This window comes from Streptomyces sp. NPDC003027 (assembly GCF_053591435.1).
Genome location: NZ_JBSFTU010000012.1, coordinates 68,209 through 86,513, shown reverse-complemented (window position 1 = coordinate 86,513; position 18,305 = coordinate 68,209). Strand labels below are relative to the sequence as shown.

Here is an 18,305-nt window from a genome sequence, read left to right as displayed (position 1 = left end):
CCCGTGCCGTCGTCCCCAGTCACCCACGACTCCGTACTGCTCTCACCCGCCGAGCTCACCCCCGGTGCCTGGACCCGGGCGTGCTCGCACCTCCTCGCCAAGACCCTCGGCGAGTTCGCCTACGAGGAGATCATCGCGCCGGTCCCCACCGACGGCCCGGGCGGTCCCGGTCGGCATGCCCTGCGCCTCGACGACGGGACGGCGCTCACCTTCTCCGCCCGCCGGGGCGCGTACGGCAGCTGGCGCGTCGCACCCGACTCGATCACCCTCGACGGCAGGCCGCTGACCGATCCCCTCGACTTCCTGGTCCGGGCCCGCCGGCTCCTCGGCATCGACGGCGCCACCCTCGGCCATCTCATCCGGGAGCTCACCACCACCCTCGCCGCCGACGCCCGGCTCCACCACACGGCACTCACCGCCGACCGGCTCGCCGACCTCGGATACGCCGAACTCGAAGGCCATCAGACCGGCCACCCCTGGCTCGTCCTCAACAAGGGCCGCATCGGCTTCTCCGCCTCCGACACCGCCCGCTGGGCCCCCGAGGCCCGCCGCGCCGTCCACCTCCCCTGGATCGCCGTCAGCACCGACCTCGCCGCCTATCGCGGAGTCCCCGGGCTCGAAACCGCCGACCGCCTCTACGCGCGCGAGCTCGACACCGAGGTACGCGAAGCCTTCGACGCGGAGCTGCGCGGCCGCGGCCTCGACCCCGCGACGTACCTCCTGATGCCCGTCCACCCCTGGCAGTGGGACGAGATCCTGCTCCCGCTCTACGCCCCCGCCGTCGCCGCCGGAGCCATCGTCCCGCTCCACCGGACCGACGGCGACCTGCGCCTGCCGCAGCAGTCCGTCCGCACCTTCCTCAACACCAGCCGGCCCGACCGGCACAGCGTCAAACTCCCGCTCTCCGTCCTCAACACCCTGGTCTGGCGCGGACTGCCCACCGAGCGCACCCTCGCCGCCCCGGCCGTCACCTCCTGGGTCCACGGTCTGCGCGACGCCGATCCCTTCCTGCGCGACGAGTGCGGCGTGATCCTCCTCGGTGAGGTCGCCTCCGTCACCGTCCAGCACCCTCTCTACGACCGGCTGCCCGAGGTCCCGTACCAGTACAAGGAACTCCTCGGCGCGATCTGGCGCGAACCGCTGCGTCTGCCGCCGGGAGAGCGCGCCCGCACCCTCGCCGCACTCCTGCACACCGATCCGAAGGGCCGCGCCTTCGTCGCCGAGCTCGTCGAACGGTCCGGCCTCGCCCCCGCCGTCTGGCTCCAGCACCTCTTCAGGGCCCTGCTGCCCCCGCTGCTGCGCTTCCTCTACCGGTACGGCACCGTGTTCTCCCCGCACGGCGAGAACGCCATCGTCGTCTACGACGACCGGGACGTCCCCGTGCGGCTGGCGATCAAGGACTTCGTCGACGACGTCAACATCAGCGCCCGGCCGCTCCCCGAGCACGACGCCATGCCGGACGACGTCCGTGCCGTGCTGCTCACGGAGGAACCGGCCTTCCTCACGCAGTTCATCCATTCAGGGCTCTTCGTGGGCGTCTTCCGCTACCTGGCACCGCTCTGCGAGGAACAACTCGGGTTACCGGAGAACGATTTCTGGGCCCTGGTCCGCGCCGAGATCATCCGCCACCAGACGCGCTTCCCGGAGCTGAAGGAACGGTTCGAGCTCTTCGATCTCCTCACCCCCCGGATCGAGCGTCTCTGTCTCAACCGCAACCGTCTGCACCTGGACGGCTACCGCGACCGCCCCGCGCGGCCGCACGCGGCCGTCCACGGAACCGTCCCGAATCCCCTCGCGTGATCCGGCTGTCAGTCCCGCGCCGTAGGGTGGAAGCGCTATGACGAAGCCATCCCTCCCCGATCTCCTCCACGCCGCGGTCTCCTCCGTCGGCGGTGTGGAACGGCCTGGCCAGGTCGCCATGGCCGAGGCCGTTGCCGAGGCCATCGACGACAGTGCCCACCTCCTCGTCCAGGCCGGCACCGGCACCGGAAAGTCCCTCGGCTATCTGGTTCCGGCCCTGGCGCACGGGGAGCGCGTGGTGGTCGCCACCGCCACGCTGGCGCTCCAGCGCCAGCTGGTCGAACGCGATCTTCCGCGTACGGTCGACGCCCTGCATCCGCAGCTCCGCAGGCGCCCGGAGTTCGCCATGCTCAAGGGGCGGTCGAACTACCTCTGTCTGCACCGCCTCCACGAGGGGGTTCCGCAGGACGAGGAGGACGGGCTCTTCGACCCCTTCGAGGCCGCCGCGCCGACGAGCAAGCTCGGTCAGGATCTGCTGCGGTTGCGGGACTGGTCCGACGAGACGGAGACGGGAGACCGGGACGACCTGACGCCCGGTGTCTCCGACCGCGCGTGGTCCCAGGTGTCGGTCTCCTCCCGCGAGTGCCTGGGAGCGAGCAAGTGCGCGTACGGCGCCGAGTGCTTCGCCGAGGCGGCCCGTGAGCGGGCCAAGCTCGCCGATGTGGTCGTCACCAACCACGCCCTGCTGGCCATCGACGCGATCGAGGGCGCCCCCGTCCTCCCCCAGCACGAGGTGCTGATCGTGGACGAGGCCCATGAGCTGGTCTCCCGCGTCACCGGCGTCGCCACCGGCGAGCTCACCCCCGGCCAGGTCAACCGCGCCGTGCGCCGGAGCGCGAAGCTGGTCGACGAGAAGACCGCCGATCAGCTGCAGACCGCGGCCGAAGGTTTCGAACGGGTCATGGAGCTGGCCCTGCCGGGCCGCCTGGAGGAGATCCCGGAGGACCTGTCCTATGCGCTGATGGCGCTGCGCGACGCGGCTCGCGCCGTGATCACGGCCCTGGGTTCCACCCGGGACAAGTCGGTCCAGGACGAGGACGCCGTACGCAGGCAGGCCATGGCCTCGGTCGAGTCCGTCCACGGCGTGGCCGAGCGGATCACCCAGGGGTCCGAGTACGACGTCGTCTGGTACGAACGCCACGATCGTTTCGGCGCCTCGGTGCGGGTCGCCCCGCTCTCCGTCTCCGGGCTGCTGCGGGAGAAGCTCTTCGCCGACCGGTCCGTGGTGCTCACCTCGGCCACCCTCAAGCTCGGCGGTGATTTCAACGGAGTGGGAGCCTCGCTGGGGCTGGCCCCGGAGGGCACCGAGGGTGACGACATCCCGGTGTGGAAGGGCATCGACGTCGGCTCGCCCTTCGACTACCCCAAGCAGGGGATCCTCTATGTCGCCAAGCACCTCTCCCGGCCCGCGCGTGACGGCGACCGCGGGGACATGCTGGACGAGCTGACGGAGCTGATGCAGGCGGCGGGCGGCCGCACCCTCGGTCTGTTCTCCTCGATGCGGGCGGCTCAGCTGGCGGCGGAGGAGCTCCGCACCCGCATCCCCGAGTTCCCGATCCTGCTCCAGGGGGAGGACACCCTCGGTGAGCTGATCAAGAACTTCTCGGCCGATCCGAAGACCTGTCTCTTCGGCACGCTCTCCTTGTGGCAGGGGGTGGATGTGCCGGGTGCCAGCTGTCAGCTCGTGGTGATGGACAAGATCCCCTTCCCGCGTCCGGACGACCCGCTGATGAGCGCGCGGCAGAAGGCGGTCGAGGAAGCCGGCGGCAACGGCTTCATGGCGGTCGCGGCGACGCACGCGGCCCTTCTGATGGCCCAGGGCGCCGGCCGGCTGGTCCGTGCCACGGGCGACCGCGGCGTTGTCGCCGTACTCGATCCGCGGCTGGCCACGGCGCGCTACGGCAGCTATCTGAAGGCGTCGATGCCCGACTTCTGGTACACCACGGACCGTAACCAGGTGCGTAAGTCGCTCGCGGCGATCGACGCGGCGTCCACGGCGGCGGGAGCCTGAGGGCGCCCGCCGAGGAGAGAGGGAGCCCCTCCGAGGGGCCGGGAGACACAGCAGGGCCCCGGGACCGGCGCAGTGGGTCCCGGGGCCCGGTCAGAGCCGGCGAGGGGGTGTCACACCCGCCGGAGTACCGCGACGACCTTGCCGAGGATGGTGGCCTCGTCGCCGGGGATGGGCTGGTACGCCGCGTTGTGCGGCAGCAGCCAGACATGGCCGTCCTCGCGCTTGAAGCGCTTGACGGTGGCTTCGCCGTCGAGCATGGCGGCGACGATGTCGCCGTTCTCCGCGACCGGCTGGCGGCGCACCGTGACCCAGTCGCCGTCACAGATCGCGGCTTCGATCATCGAGTCGCCGACGACCTTCAGGACGAACAGCTCGCCGTCGCCGACCAGCTGCCGGGGCAGCGGGAAGACGTCCTCGACCGACTCCTCGGCGAGGATCGGGCCGCCGGCGGCGATCCGTCCGACCAGGGGGACGTACGAGGCGGCCGGCTTGCCGGTGGTGTCCGTCGCCTGCGTGCTGGGCTGGTCGGAGCCTCGGACCTCGTACGCCCGCGGGCGGTGCGGGTCGCGACGGAGAAAGCCCTTGCGCTCCAGGGCCATCAGCTGGTGCGCCACCGAGGACGTGCTGGAGAGCCCCACGGCCTGGCCGATCTCGCGCATCGACGGGGGGTAGCCGCGGCGCTGGACCGAGTCCCGGATGACCTCGATGACCCTCCGCTGCCGGTCCGTGAGGCCAGAGCTGTCGGCCCTGATCCCTGGGGGGCGTCCGGGCAACGAGCGCGCGGGCCGGCCGGGCTCCCCGTCCCCGTTCATGACTGTGTCATTCATGGCATGCACCGGCTCGAATCGGCCCTGGGAGCGGTCCTGGGCTGTGATGGTGGCACTGTCTGCGGTGGTGGTCACGTCGTCGGCCCCTCTCGAATGGTCTCCCTGGCTGGCACAACGGTAGTGGCTTTCGAAAGGTTGCGCCAAACACACGTTCGAGTGAAAATTCGCAGATTGCCTTACGTGTTCGTGCAGGGGGGTGTATAGGCAGGCCCGGACCGCAAGAGGAAGACGGTCATCACGGTAACCTCCCCGCCGTACCGCAGGGCGGCGGGGGTTGCCTCTTCAGTGTGGCACCGGGGGACCCCGAAGCGGCGGCGGCGCGCTCTTCCCGTACTCTCGTCGTCGACCGCGGGCGGCCGCGTCGCGCGACACGCGCAACGCGCCGAAAACGCGCTTCGCCACCAGATCTAGTGGTTGCATGGCATCAGCCACCTAGAAGTTGTGGTCCCCGGTCGGTCGGGACCGTACGCATCGCCTATGCTGGTGGTCGCTTCGAGGGGCCTTGACGGGCCCGGCGGGGCTATTCAGTCGTGCTGTGAGGGAGGGTCGGAACCATGCATTGCCCCTTCTGCAGGCACCCCGACAGCCGCGTCGTCGACAGTCGCACCACCGACGACGGCACGTCGATCCGCCGCCGTCGCCAGTGCCCCGACTGCTCCCGTCGTTTCACGACGGTGGAGACCGCCTCGCTGATGGTGATCAAGCGGTCGGGCGTGACGGAACCCTTCAGTCGTACCAAGGTCATCTCCGGCGTCCGCAAGGCATGCCAGGGACGGCCCGTGACCGAGGACGCCCTCGCCAAGCTCGGCCAGCGGGTCGAGGAGGCGGTGCGCGCCACCGGGAGCGCCGAGCTGACCACCCACGACGTGGGCCTGGCCATCCTCGGCCCGTTGCAGGAGCTCGACCTCGTCGCGTACCTGCGCTTCGCATCCGTTTACAAGGCTTTCGACAGCCTCGACGACTTCGAGGCCGCCATCGCGGAACTTCGCGGGCAGCGGCCTCCCGCAGTGGAACGCGGGACCGGAGCGACCCCCGGGGTCCCCGTTCCCGCCACCGCCGCCGACTGACCGGCGGGCCGGACCAGTGGTCCGGCGAGACCGGTCGCCGAGCGGCCGAAAAGACGTGCCACGCGCGCCTGTGCGGTGCTCGTGGCAGCAGACAAGAAGACGGTGCCCTGGGACTATCTGGGCACTTCAGGGTGTTTTGCCCGTATATGGGAGGCGGCATGACAGAGACGGCGAGCGGTCCGGCAGCACGAGGTTCCCGCGCAAAGGGAGCCAAGGCGAGCAAGGGCCTGCGTATCGAGCGCATCCACACCACCCCCGGAGTGCATCCGTACGACGAGGTGGTCTGGGAGCGTCGTGACGTCGTCATGACCAACTGGCGCGACGGCTCGGTCAACTTCGAGCAGCGTGGCGTCGAGTTCCCCGACTTCTGGTCGGTGAACGCGGTCAACATCGTCACCAGCAAGTACTTCCGCGGGGCCGTCGGCACCCCGCAGCGCGAGACCGGTCTCAAGCAGCTCATCGACCGGATCGTGAAGACCTACCGGAAGGCCGGCGAGGAGTACGGCTACTTCGCCTCGCCCGCCGACGCCGAGATCTTCGAGCACGAGCTGGCCTACGCCCTCCTGCACCAGGTCTTCAGCTTCAACTCGCCGGTCTGGTTCAACGTCGGCACGCCGCAGCCCCAGCAGGTCTCCGCCTGCTTCATCCTGTCCGTCGACGACTCCATGGAGTCGATCCTCGACTGGTACAAGGAAGAGGGCATGATCTTCAAGGGCGGCTCCGGCGCCGGCCTGAACCTCTCCCGTATCCGCTCCTCCAAGGAGCTGCTCTCCTCCGGCGGCAACGCCTCAGGACCGGTCTCCTTCATGCGGGGCGCCGACGCCTCCGCGGGAACGATCAAGTCGGGTGGCGCCACCCGCCGCGCGGCCAAGATGGTCATCCTCGACGTCGACCACCCCGACATCGAGGACTTCATCGAGACCAAGGTCAAGGAGGAGGAGAAGATCCGCGCCCTGCGTGACGCGGGCTTCGACATGGACCTGGGCGGCGACGACATCACGTCCGTCCAGTACCAGAACGCCAACAACTCCGTCCGCGTGAACGACGAGTTCATGAAGGCCGTCGAGTCCGGCGGCAAGTTCGGCCTGCGCGCCCGGATGACCGGCGAGGTCATCGAGGAGGTCGAGGCCAAGTCGCTGTTCCGCAAGATGGCCGAGGCCGCCTGGGCCTGCGCCGACCCGGGCATCCAGTACGACGACACGATCAACCGCTGGCACACCTGCCCGGAGTCCGGCCGTATCAACGGCTCGAACCCCTGCAGCGAGTACATGCACCTGGACAACACGTCCTGCAACCTCGCCTCGCTGAACCTCATGAAGTTCCTCAAGGACGACGGCAAGGGCAACCAGTCGTTCGAGTCCGAGCGCTTCGCCAAGGTCGTCGAGCTGGTCATCACCGCGATGGACATCTCCATCTGCTTCGCCGACTTCCCGACGCAGAAGATCGGCGAGAACACCCGCGCCTTCCGCCAGCTGGGCATCGGCTACGCCAACCTCGGCGCCCTGCTGATGGCCACCGGCCACGCGTACGACTCCGACGGCGGCCGCGCGCTGGCCGGCGCCATCACCTCGCTGATGACCGGTACGTCGTACAAGCGCTCCGCCGAGCTCGCCGCGGTCGTCGGACCGTACGACGGCTACGCCCGCAACGCCGAGCCGCACCAGCGCGTCATGAAGCAGCACGCGGACGCCAACACGACGGCCGTCCGCGTGGACGACCTCGACTCGCCGATCTGGGCCGCCGCCACGGAGGCCTGGCAGGACGTGATCCGTCTCGGCGCCAAGAACGGCTTCCGCAACGCCCAGGCCTCGGTCATCGCCCCGACCGGCACCATCGGTCTCGCGATGTCCTGCGACACCACCGGCCTCGAGCCTGACCTCGCCCTGGTCAAGTTCAAGAAGCTGGTCGGCGGCGGCTCGATGCAGATCGTCAACGGCACGGTCCCGCAGGCCCTGCGCCGCCTGGGCTACCAGGAGGAGCAGATCGAGGCGATCGTCGCCCACATCGCCGAGCACGGCAACGTGATCGACGCGCCCGGTCTGAAGACCGAGCACTACGAGGTCTTCGACTGCGCCATGGGCGAGCGTTCCATCTCCGCGATGGGTCACGTCCGCATGATGGCCGCCATCCAGCCGTGGATCTCCGGCGCCCTCTCCAAGACGGTGAACCTCCCCGAGACGGCCACCGTCGAGGACGTCGAGGAGGTCTACTTCGAGGCGTGGAAGATGGGCGTCAAGGCGCTCGCCATCTACCGCGACAACTGCAAGGTCGGCCAGCCCCTCTCCGCGAAGAAGAAGGAGCAGGAGAAGGCCGAGGTCACCGAGAAGGCCGAGGAGACGATCCGCGCGGCGGTCGAGAAGGTCGTCGAGTACCGCCCGGTCCGCAAGCGCCTCCCCAAGGGCCGCCCCGGGATCACCACCTCCTTCACGGTCGGTGGCGCCGAGGGTTACATGACCGCGAACTCCTACCCGGACGACGGTCTGGGCGAGGTCTTCCTGAAGATGTCCAAGCAGGGTTCGACGCTCGCGGGCATGATGGACGCCTTCTCCATCGCCGTCTCCGTCGGTCTGCAGTACGGCGTGCCCCTGGAGACGTACGTCTCCAAGTTCACCAACATGCGTTTCGAGCCGGCCGGTATGACGGACGACCCGGACGTGCGGATGGCGCAGTCGATCGTCGACTACATCTTCCGCCGCCTGGCGCTGGACTTCCTGCCCTTCGAGACGCGCTCCGCGCTCGGCATCCACTCGGCCGAGGAGCGTCAGCGCCACCTGGAGACGGGTTCCTACGAGCCCGCCGACGACGAGGTGGACGTCGAGGGCCTGGCCCAGTCCGCCCCCCGCCAGACGGAGGCCCAGACGGAGCCCCTGAAGGCCGTCGCCCCGGCCCCGAAGACCGAGGTCCCCGCGCCGAAGCAGGCGCACACCTCGGCGGAGCTCGTCGAGATGCAGCTGGGCATCAGCGCCGACGCGCCGCTGTGCTTCTCCTGCGGCACGAAGATGCAGCGAGCGGGCTCCTGCTACATCTGCGAGGGCTGCGGCTCGACCAGCGGTTGCAGCTGATTCCGGGCGGAATCGCGTCGGATGCAACACCCGACGCAGCTGAACCCGGAGCGTGATCTCTGAAAGGGAGGGGCGTCGGCCCTTGGTCGGCGCCCCTCCCTGGCGTATCTGCCACCTCGCAGCAGCGGTCGGAGAGCACACATCGCGCTGAACAAGCGCGACAAAATCGTTCCGGTGGCACTAGCTCCCGGAATGACGAACGCCCAGCCTCATGAGAGACCGGGCGTTCGTTGCACTCAGGAACATGGTGTCCTGCGCGTGTAAGGACCTGCATGACATCACGTCCTGGGTTGCGATGCAAAAGCAATCGACAACCAGCAAAGGATGATGGACATGGCAAATAAGCGTGAGACCAGCAAGAAGGTCGCTTCGAAGGCCAGCAAGCAGCTGAACAACCCGAAGTCGACCCCGGCACAGAAGTCCGTGGCGGGCAGTGCCCTGTCGCAGGCGAAGACCAGCAAGAAGAAGTGACACCTGGCCGCCCGGGCCTACACCCGGGCGGCCAGCCCATTTCCGCTGGTCGGCGGCTCTGACGCAACCGATTCAACGATGTTGCGTTAGATGCATCGCGAGTCGAGGGGTGGATCTGCCGGGGGCCGCGCACTTGGTGCTGGCCGACGGGGTCGTGCATCTGGAACCGGAGCCGGCCGTCTTCGAGGCGATGCCGGACGGCTGGGCCCGGAAGCAGAGGACGCGTTTCCTGGACGAGGACGGGACGATCAAGCCGCGGCTGTCGGTGGTGCGGAGACCCTTCGTACACCTCGGAGCCCTCCCAGGGCGAGATGAGGAACTCGACCGCATCCCTGCCTGGCTGGACACGGTCCTGGCCGTCCGTCCCGTCGGCCACGTCCAGATGGCCCGTCCCTACGCGCACTGGCACCTGCTGCGGCGAGCCCGACGACGCGCCGCCCAGCGACGCCGCCCGGCGGAGCCGGGCTCGTTCCTCCGCACCCGTGTCCTGGTGGCTCTGGAGTTCCTCACCTGGCTGGACGAGCACGGCCTCGACCTGGGCGGACTTCGGCAAGACGGCCTCGACCGCTGGCTGGACGCGGGCAACACCCGCACCTACGCGATTCGCTACTTCCTGTCCTGGACCACCGGCCGCGGCCTCACTGGCAAGCTCACTGTCCCTTCCATTCCGCGTCAGCAGCCCAGCCAGCTGATGGACGAAGACGGCCACTGGCAGCTGCTAAAACGGTGCCTGACCGACTCCACGATGGCTCTGGACACCCGGGCCGCCGGCGCACTGATCCCGCTCTTCGGCCTGCACGCGTCCCACGTCCGGCACCTGACCGCGACCCAACTCGCTCACCGATGGCAACAGCTACCTCACCGTCGACCGGCACCCAATCCTGCTGCCGCCCCGGCTCGCCAGGCTCCTCCACCAGCTGGCCGAAGCACCCCACACCCGAGCCGCCCTCACCCGCACCAACCGCGGCGGGCCACGGCTCTTCCCCGGTCTGGTCCCCGGCCGCCCCACCTCTCAGACCGGCCTCAGCTCAAAACTCCTGCCCCACGCATCGACACCAGACCGGCCCGGAACGCGGCCCTGGTCGCGCTCGCCGGTGACCTGCCCGCACCGGTCCTCGCGAGCATCCTCGGCAGTCCACCCCAACACCGCAGTTCGCTGGGCAGGGTTCGCCAAGACCTCCTGGGCCGACTACCTCGCCGCCCGCGCCCACGACATGCAGAGGCATCCAGGCAATGTCCAGGACGGAGTCCCCCGTCTCCTTCAAGCAGAAACACGCACGACAACTGCCACTGACTCCGAGACCATCAGCCAATGACCACTGAACCGCACCTGCTGTCCCTCCGCATCGTCGTGCCACCGCTGGGAAGCCGACACGGCGCCGTGGAATGCCGACCGATCATCAACGGACGAGACATCCTGGTCGACGTGTTCGACGGGGGGCCGGCAGATGACCCTCGGTATCTGTTGGGGCAGCATGCGCCGCTTCACGCGACAGACACGCCCCGCGAGGTTCGGCTTGCCGAGGCCGAGTGCACGGAAGGATGCTGCGGCGCTGTCTACGTGACCATCAGGCGCGAAGGGCAGCACGTGGTCTGGAGCGGCTGGCGCAACCCGGATGAAGACGATGTCGACCTCCCAGAGCTTCGATTCGACGTCAATCAGTACGACGCGGAAGTCCGCCGGGCCTCGACCGACCACAGCTGGGAGTGGCCGGCCCGAACAGTCGCCCGGCTTCTGGAAGAACGGCTCCGGGAGCGTGTCGGCTGGCTGACGACCTGGGAATGCGAACTGGGAGCCGTCTCAGCTTGGCACTGGGAACCTGACCAGATCGGCGTCCTCCTGTTCCATCCCGGCCGCTCCGCGATCAGAGAAGACCGTCCCTGGCTTCAGTTCAAGATGACCCTTCCGGTCTCCGGAGACGACCCGGGTGGCCAAGCAGAGCGCCTTGAGGCTCATCTCACGGCCGAAGACCCCCGCGAGGTCGCCGAGGTTTGCGGCGGCTCGCAGGAGTTTGCCGATCAACTCGGCTACCCCTGGCCAGGTCCCCGACGTCGAGCATGAAGAGCGGCTGAGGCGAGGAATACGACACGCCAGCAATAAGTGGTCTCCGCCAGTATTCCGCTCACCCCTCGGGGGTGAAGCTCGTGCGAGGGCGGTGGTGCCGGTTTCCCGGCGCCACCGCCCTCGGCGTCTGTCCGCCGTCCTGGCCGCGGGGTGTTCGCGTCCTGCCCGAGGCGGCAGGGTTCAGGAGTGCTGGGCGCCCATCAGTGTCGTGAAGGTCTGCGGGTCGCAGTCGAAGCCGCGCGGTGTCGCCCGGTAGGACCAGCCGCTGTCCGCGTCGCGGCCGAACTCGACGATCGTCGCCGCCGTGGCGTCGGCCACGGCGGCGAAGTCGTGGGCAAGGAGCTCGGTGTAGCCCTCACGCACGCGTACACCGGCGTGGTCGATGTCGCCGAACGTCCGGCGTCCGCCACCCTGCTGTATGGCCACACCCACCACCACGCGCGCGTAGTGCGGCGCCAGGCGGTCCAGTTCCAGGGTCATCGCCTCGTCGTAGCCGAAGCCCTGCCCCGTACGGCTGTCGCGGTTGAGGGTGATGGTGCCGTCGGGGGAGCGGCTTCCGAAGTGCACCAGATAGGCAGGCGATCCGTACGGATCGTCCGCTGTGTAGACCCCCGCGATCAGATCCAGGTCGTGCGCCGGGGCGCCCATCGGGCTGGGGTCCCACTTGAGCGTCACCTCGACCTTGCCGACCCCCTTGTTGAGACCGCTCACCGTGTCCCCTTTCCGCGTACGCGTCGCCCTGCCGTGTCTGGTCAAGTGCCCGTGGTACCGGGCGGTTTGCCCATGGTGTCATGCGTATCCCACGCCCGTGGTGGACACGGCACCGGCCGCGGTGATCACAGACCGCACTTCTTCGTACTCCGACGGGGGCCCTGTCCTGGCCCGTACGATGGCGCGGTGCTGGTCAAGTGGATTCGCTGCACCGTGGTGGACCGTCGGGGGTTCGAGCGGGGGCAGCGGAAATGGGCGGGGCTGCTGGGTGAGCCGGGATTCCGGGGACAGGGCGGAGGATGGAGCCGAGGACGGCCCGATGTCGCCCATGTCTTCTCGTTCTGGGAGAGCCGCGCCTTCTACGACTCGTTCATGGCACGCTCGCACGACCGGCTCGCGGCCACGCAGTCGGGCACGTTCAAGGATGCCCAGGTCAAGCTCTTCGACCACCGCTTCGACGTCAAGACGGGTTTCGAGCCGCGGTTCACGGACGCCGACGTGGCCCGGGTCGCCCACTGCCGAGTCCACGAGGACCGGGTCGAGCATTTCGCGCTGATGCAGGAGAAGGTCTGGAATCCGGCCATGGCCGGCTCTCCCGGCATGCTCCGCGGGGTGTTCGGCGAGGCGCCGGGGTGCGAGTTCCTCGTGCTGTCGATGTGGCGGTCCGCCGCGGAGCACGGGAAGTACCGGGTGGAACGCATCGAACGGCTCGGCCTGCGCGCCCAGACGGAGGCCGATGTGGCGGCGCTGGCGGGGGACGTGGTGCAGCTCGAGCCGTCCTGGACGGTGTGACCGGCGCGGCGTGGTCGGTGGGGGGTCCGTCTCCTCGCGCCCCCGCGAGGTGGTCGGCTCCTTCGCCGACCCGGCGGCGGCCGTGGCTCCGACCGAGCCGCCGCCCCGAGCCCGACTCGGCCCCGGCACGAACGCGGCCGGCGGCCGCGGCGCCGCTTCACCGGCCGGATACGCCGGATGGACTCCGGGCGCCTACGCGACCGAGCCTGTCCGGACCGGGCGATCTAGGGTCGTGGCATGGCACGACCGCGGCGCATCGTTCTCGTACGGCACGGAGAGTCCGAGGGCAATGCCGATGACACCGTGTACGAACGGGAGCCCGACCACGCGCTCAGGCTCACCGAGACCGGTCTGCGGCAGGCGGAGGAGACGGGGGCGCGGCTCCGGGCGCTCTTCGGGGACGAACGGATCAGCGTGTACGTCTCGCCGTACCGTCGTACGCACGAGACGTTCCGGGCGTTCCGGCTGGATCCCGGGCGGGTCCGGGTGCGGGAGGAGCCGCGGCTGCGGGAACAGGACTGGGGGAACTGGCAGGACCGGGAAGACGTCCGGCTGCAGAAGGCGTACCGCGACGCGTACGGGCACTTCTTCTACCGCTTCGCGCAGGGCGAGTCGGGGGCCGATGTGTACGACAGGGTCGGCGCGTTCCTCGAAAGCCTCTACCGCAGCTTCGAGGCGCCGGATCATCCGCCGAACGTGCTGCTGGTCACGCACGGGCTGACCATGCGCCTGTTCTGCATGCGCTGGTTCCACTGGACGGTCGCCGACTTCGAGTCGCTGTCCAATCCCGGCAACGCCGAGACGAGGATGCTGCTGCTGGGGGAGGACGGCAGATACACCCTGGACCGCCCGTTCGAGCGCTGGCGTACGCCGGAGCCGTACGGCCACACCGGGATAGAGTGGCAGAGCGATGACCGCTGACTTCTCTCTCGACCGGCGCTTCGACCGCGCCCTGGCCAGCCTCCGCGGGCTGACCGTGGGAGACGCCCTGGGCTCCCAGTTCTTCGTCCCCGCCAACTATCCGCTGCTGAAACGACGCGAGGTGCCGGCCGGTCCCTGGAAGTGGACCGACGACACCGAGATGGCCTGCTCGGTCCTGGCCGTGCTCGCCCGGCACGGCCGTATCGATCAGGACGCCCTCGCTCGGTCGTTCGCCGAGCACCACGATGCCGACCGGGGCTACGGCGCCACGGTCGACCGGATGCTGCGGCTCGTCCGGGAGGGCGGCGACTGGCGGGAACTGGCCTCGGCCCTCTTCAAGGGCCAGGGATCGTGGGGCAACGGAGCCGCCATGCGGATCGCCCCGCTCGGCGCCTGGTACGCGGACGATCCGGAACAGGCGACCCACCAGGCCGAGATCTCCGCGTACACCACGCACCAGCACCGGGAGGCCGTCGTCGGAGCCATGGCCGTGGCGGCCGCCGCGGCACTGGCCGCGGATCCGGCCGGTCCGCCGACACCCACCGACCTGCTCGACGGGGTCATCGCGCTCGTACCGCGCAGCGCCGTCGGCGCCGGTCTGCGGCGGGCCCGGGACATGCTCGACTACGGCGACGCGGGCACGGTGGCCGCGGTCCTCGGATGCGGGCGTCGCACCAGCGCCCACGACACGGTTCCGTTCGCGCTCTGGTCGGCCGCCCGAGCCCTGGGCGACTACGAGCAGGTGTTCTGGACGACGGCGCAGGCGGGCGGCGACGTCGACACCACCTGCGCGATCGCCGGTGGAGTGGCCGCCTCGGCGGCGGCCGGCGCGCCGCCTGCCGCCTGGCTGGAGCAGACCGAGGAGCTGCCGGACTGGCTTCCGGCCACGGTTCGCCCCTGACGCGAAGCCCGACGCGACGCCTCTTACGCGACTCGCCGCCGCGACTGCCTGACGTGACTCCCCGCCGCGACTCCCTGACATGGCTCCCTGACACGGCTCCCTCATGAGCGCCGATCGCCCCGCTCGTCCGAAGTGGAGTGTCACGGTCCTGCCACAGCGCTGTCCGCTCCGGTTGGATCTCCCGGAGCGCGGTTAGAGTCGACCACTCCGAAAGCGCTGATCATGACAGAGCGCGCAGACGAGACACCCGGACCGCAGCCTTCCGCCAACCATGGCCTGCGCGGGCCGGGTCGGGAGGGGGTCCCGTGTCCGACACGCCTGAAGAACCATCGAAGAACAGAGACCCGGCCGAGCCGAAGCCGCCCTTCGGCCCCGCAGCCGAAGGGGCGAGCCCGCCCCCACCGCGGGCCCACCGGCCGCCGCCCGGTGCGCGCGCGACGCAGCAGCGAGCCGCGGCCGGCCCGCCCGGCGGGCCGAGGCCGCCGCACCAGCCCTGGGGACCCCCGATGCCTCCGCGCGAGAGCCGGCTCACCCGGCTTCGTCCGGACCCGCCGGCGCGGGTGACCGCCCCGACGCTCTGGGCGATCCTCGCCACCGCCCTGCTCAGCGCCCTGCTGCTCGGTGACGGAATCGGCCTGAACCTGATCATCGTGGCCGCTCCGGCGATCCTCGCCGCCTCCTTCGCCGCCCGCCACGCGGGCCGTCGGCTGCGGCCCTGGACCCTCGTGTGGGCCGTCGGAGGGCTCGCCCTCCTCGCCGTACCGGCGCTCCGCGACGCGGGCTGGCCGACGTTCCTGGCCATCGTGTCCGCGCTGGTGCTCACCGCCTTCGCGCTGCACGGGGGGAGGGGGTGGCCCAGCATGCTGCTCGGGCCCGTCGGACTCATCGACTCCCTGGGCTCCGGCACCACCTGGGTCCTGCGGGGGCTGCGCGACCGCGCGGACGGTTCCCGTGGCCGCCTCGGGCCGATCGTGCGCACGGTCGGCGTGGCCGTCCTGCTGCTTGTCGTCTTCGGCGCGCTGTTCGCCGGCGCCGACGCGGCCTTCGCCGATCTCCTCGGCTCACTGATACCCGACGTCTCGCTCGCCCAGGCGCCCTGGCGGCTCTCGTTCCTGCTGCTCGGTCTGTTCGGAGCGATCTCCCTCGCCCGCACCGCCGCCGCGCCCCTGCGCTGGGATCGCGTGGCCGTCCGCCCGGGACGGGCGCGTGCCCGACTGGAGTGGGCCCTTCCGCTCGTTGTCCTGAACCTTCTCTTCGCGGCTTTCAACGCCGTCCAACTCGCTGTCCTCTTCGGCGGGTACGACAAGGTGCTCAGCGAAACCGGGCTGACCTACTCCGAGTACGCTCGCCAGGGCTTCTGGCAGCTGCTCGTGGCCACCCTGCTGACCCTCCTGGTGATCGGCCTCGCCCTGCGATGGGCGCCGCGCTCCGACACCCGCGACCGGACGCTCGTCCGCGCCGTGCTCGGCACCCTGTGCGTGCTGACGCTCGTCGTGGTCGCCTCCGCGCTGCGCAGGATGGACCTGTACATCGACGCCTACGGCCTCACGCGCCTGCGCCTGTCCGTCACCGCGATGGAGATCTGGCTGGGCGTGGTCATCCTGCTGATCATGGCCGCCGGAGTGTTCGGTGCCCGCCTGCTGCCTCGGGCGCTGGCCGTCAGTGCCGCCGCCGCTGTCCTCACCTTCGGCCTGGTGTCACCCGACGCCCTGGTCGCCGAGCGCAACGTCGAACGGTACGCCGAGCTCGGCAAGATCGATCTGCGCTATCTCGAAGGTCTCTCGGCCGACGCGGTGCCCGTGCTCGACCGGCTTCCCGAACCCCAGCGCTCCTGCGCGCTGCTGGACATCGACGCCCGGCTCCGTGCGGACGACGGCAGTTGGTACGCCACCAGTTGGTCGGAGAGGAGGGCCCGCGCGATCCTGGCGGACCGTCCCCTCTCGCCATCGCCCGAGGCCTGCGGGTCGCCGAGCCGGGAAGAGGACTACGACCCGGACGGTGACGGCGATGTGTACGGTGACGTCGATCCGCACGGCGCCCCTTGATTCCGGTCCGACGCCGACGGAGCCCGTACGACCGAGCCTCTCCGTCCCGTTCCGCCACGAGGCGAAGGGGGACGGGGGAAGCCGCCGAGAACCGCTGAAGGGGGCGTCTCGCGGGGCAGGCCGTCGAGATGCCGGACGTGAGCACATCGTGGCCCCAGGGGGCCGGGAGCTCCTTCGACGCCGCGAACTCCGCCTTCTGGGCCGGGGTCGCGGTGGCGAGGAAGGAGGGGACCTGCTTCTCCGCCTCGTCGCGGCTCGCCGTACCGAACACCGTCACCAGAAGGGAAAGACCCAGGGAACCGCCCACCTGCCGCGTGGCGTTGAGCAGGGCACGTTGACGAACAGCACCCGGCGCCAGTCGAGCCACTCGGTGACCATGCCGCCGGCCAGCAGTCCGATCGCGCCGCCGCCGGCCGAGACGGCGGCGAAGACGCCGAACGCCCGGTTCCGCTCGGGGCCTTCGGTCGGTGATTCACGAATGCGACGGCGAGGTCGCCGAACGGTTCCACGGGTTGATCGTGACCGGGGTGATCGAACCGTCGACCCGCCTCTTCCAGGAGGTGGTGCAGCGGGGGATCGGGCGGGGTGAGGTCCGTCCGGACGCCCCCGGCGAGCTGCTCCTCGACGTCGTCCCGGCATTGATGCTGTACCGCTCGAAGATGTGCGCCAGCGAATGGGCGGACTTTGAGATCGCCGCCATGATCGATCAGATCATGGTCCCGCTGCTGCGCCCCGGGCGCGGCTGAGAGGCGTGCGGTGGCCGGTTCGGACATCCGACGGGAATCCGGGTATCGCGGGCGGCATGGATCGGCGTAACCTGTCTGGCGCCATGCCGTACGAACCACCCACCCACAGCGTCGAGCGATCGCTCCGAGCCACCACCGGCGCCAAGATCATTGCCGGTGTCGACGAGGTCGGACGAGGGGCGTGGGCCGGTCCCGTCACGGTGTGCGCAGCCGTCACCGGGCTGCGCCGGCCCCCCGAGGGGCTCACCGACTCCAAGCTGATCACCCCCAAGCGCCGCACCGCCCTGGCGGTGGAGCTGGAGAAGTGGGTCACCGCCTACGCGCTGGGCCACGCCTCCCCGGAGGAGATCGACGACCTCGGCATGACCGCCGCGCTCCGGCTCGCCGCCGTCCGTGCCCTGGACGCGCTGCCCATGCGTCCGGACGCGGTGATCCTCGACGGCAAGCACGACTATCTCGGCAGTCCCTGGAAGGTCCGTACGGTGATCAAGGGCGACCAGTCCTGTATCGCCGTGGCCGCCGCCTCGGTCATCGCCAAGGTCCGGCGCGACGCGATGATGGCCGAACTGGAGGCCGGGGCGGAGGAGTGTTCCGCCTACGGCTTCGGCGCCAACGCGGGCTACCCTTCGCCGGTCCACAAGGCGGCCCTCGAAGAGCGCGGCCCCACGCCGTACCACCGTCTGTCCTGGGCGTATCTCGACGCCATGCCCCGGTGGCAGCACCTCAAGAAATTCCGTATCTCCGCCGAGGCGGCCGCACTGGAAAGCGGGGGCCAACTCGGCTTCGACTTCTGAACTTCCGGCTCCTGAACCTCCTGACTCTTCCGAGAGCCGCCTCAGCAGCCGGGGCGCACATGTGTGCCCACCCGCCGATGACTCACGCACCG

Annotated in this window: 13 protein-coding genes and 1 pseudogene; 12 read left to right on the top strand and 2 right to left on the bottom strand. The window is 70.0% G+C overall.

What is annotated here, in order from left to right; all coding sequences use genetic code 11:
• The first annotated feature begins 3 nt into the window (after positions 1 to 3).
• Both ACWDX6_RS11935 and ACWDX6_RS11930 read left to right on the top strand, forming a co-directional pair.
• Positions 4 to 1,800 carry an IucA/IucC family protein gene (locus ACWDX6_RS11935; RefSeq protein WP_451484796.1) on the top strand — a complete coding sequence of 599 codons (1,797 nt, stop codon included), beginning with the start codon at positions 4 to 6 and terminating at the stop codon, positions 1,798 to 1,800.
• Positions 1,801 to 1,837: 37 nt separating this feature from the next.
• On the top strand, positions 1,838 to 3,811 hold the full coding sequence (locus tag ACWDX6_RS11930; protein WP_451484795.1) for an ATP-dependent DNA helicase: 1,974 nt from the start codon (positions 1,838 to 1,840) through the stop codon (positions 3,809 to 3,811).
• Positions 3,812 to 3,921: 110 nt separating this feature from the next.
• Here ACWDX6_RS11930 and lexA read toward each other — a convergent pair whose 3' ends face one another.
• Entirely contained in the window at positions 3,922 to 4,713 is a 792-nt protein-coding gene (lexA, locus tag ACWDX6_RS11925) for a transcriptional repressor LexA (RefSeq protein WP_451484794.1), read from the bottom strand.
• Between the two features lie 479 nt (positions 4,714 to 5,192).
• On the opposite strand from lexA, the gene nrdR reads away from it, so the two are divergent.
• The 4 genes from nrdR to ACWDX6_RS11905 all read left to right on the top strand — a co-directional run bounded on the left by nrdR (position 5,193) and on the right by ACWDX6_RS11905 (position 11,300).
• On the top strand, positions 5,193 to 5,705 hold the full coding sequence (gene nrdR / locus ACWDX6_RS11920; protein WP_403294945.1) for a transcriptional regulator NrdR: 513 nt from the start codon (positions 5,193 to 5,195) through the stop codon (positions 5,703 to 5,705).
• 158 nt (positions 5,706 to 5,863) lie between these two features.
• Positions 5,864 to 8,767 (top strand): vitamin B12-dependent ribonucleotide reductase, encoded by a 2,904-nt coding sequence (locus tag ACWDX6_RS11915; protein ID WP_451484793.1) that lies wholly within the window; start codon positions 5,864 to 5,866, stop codon positions 8,765 to 8,767.
• Positions 8,768 to 9,100: 333 nt separating this feature from the next.
• Positions 9,101 to 9,238, top strand: coding sequence for a hypothetical protein (locus ACWDX6_RS11910; protein ID WP_451484792.1), 138 nt, complete (start codon positions 9,101 to 9,103; stop codon positions 9,236 to 9,238).
• Between the two features lie 1,312 nt (positions 9,239 to 10,550).
• Positions 10,551 to 11,300, top strand: a complete 750-nt coding sequence (locus ACWDX6_RS11905) for a hypothetical protein (protein WP_451484791.1) — start codon at positions 10,551 to 10,553, stop codon at positions 11,298 to 11,300.
• Positions 11,301 to 11,483: 183 nt separating this feature from the next.
• Here the strand turns inward: ACWDX6_RS11905 and ACWDX6_RS11900 are convergent, their stop codons facing one another.
• Positions 11,484 to 12,014: a TerD family protein gene (locus ACWDX6_RS11900; protein ID WP_451484790.1), complete on the bottom strand. Its 531-nt coding sequence runs from the start codon at positions 12,012 to 12,014 to the stop codon at positions 11,484 to 11,486.
• A 186-nt stretch (positions 12,015 to 12,200) separates the two neighbouring features.
• Here ACWDX6_RS11900 and ACWDX6_RS11895 point away from each other — a divergent pair, with 186 nt between their 5' ends.
• The 6 genes and pseudogenes from ACWDX6_RS11895 to ACWDX6_RS11870 all read left to right on the top strand — a co-directional run bounded on the left by ACWDX6_RS11895 (position 12,201) and on the right by ACWDX6_RS11870 (position 18,213).
• Positions 12,201 to 12,806, top strand: a complete 606-nt coding sequence (locus ACWDX6_RS11895; RefSeq protein WP_451484789.1) for a YdbC family protein — start codon at positions 12,201 to 12,203, stop codon at positions 12,804 to 12,806.
• A 237-nt stretch (positions 12,807 to 13,043) separates the two neighbouring features.
• Positions 13,044 to 13,727, top strand: coding sequence for a histidine phosphatase family protein (locus ACWDX6_RS11890; protein WP_451484788.1), 684 nt, complete (start codon positions 13,044 to 13,046; stop codon positions 13,725 to 13,727).
• A complete protein-coding gene (locus tag ACWDX6_RS11885) occupies positions 13,717 to 14,628 on the top strand; it encodes an ADP-ribosylglycohydrolase family protein (protein WP_451484787.1) in 912 nt (303 codons plus the stop codon). The genes ACWDX6_RS11890 and ACWDX6_RS11885 overlap by 11 nt, the downstream gene beginning before the upstream one ends.
• A 506-nt stretch (positions 14,629 to 15,134) precedes the next feature.
• Positions 15,135 to 16,673 (top strand): DUF4153 domain-containing protein, encoded by a 1,539-nt coding sequence (locus ACWDX6_RS11880; protein WP_451484786.1) that lies wholly within the window; start codon positions 15,135 to 15,137, stop codon positions 16,671 to 16,673.
• Between the two features lie 440 nt (positions 16,674 to 17,113).
• A pseudogene (locus tag ACWDX6_RS11875) lies at positions 17,114 to 17,419 on the top strand (TetR-like C-terminal domain-containing protein); the annotation flags it as partial.
• Between the two features lie 83 nt (positions 17,420 to 17,502).
• Positions 17,503 to 18,213 carry a ribonuclease HII gene (locus ACWDX6_RS11870; protein WP_451484785.1) on the top strand — a complete coding sequence of 237 codons (711 nt, stop codon included), beginning with the start codon at positions 17,503 to 17,505 and terminating at the stop codon, positions 18,211 to 18,213.
• Positions 18,214 to 18,305: the final 92 nt, after the last annotated feature.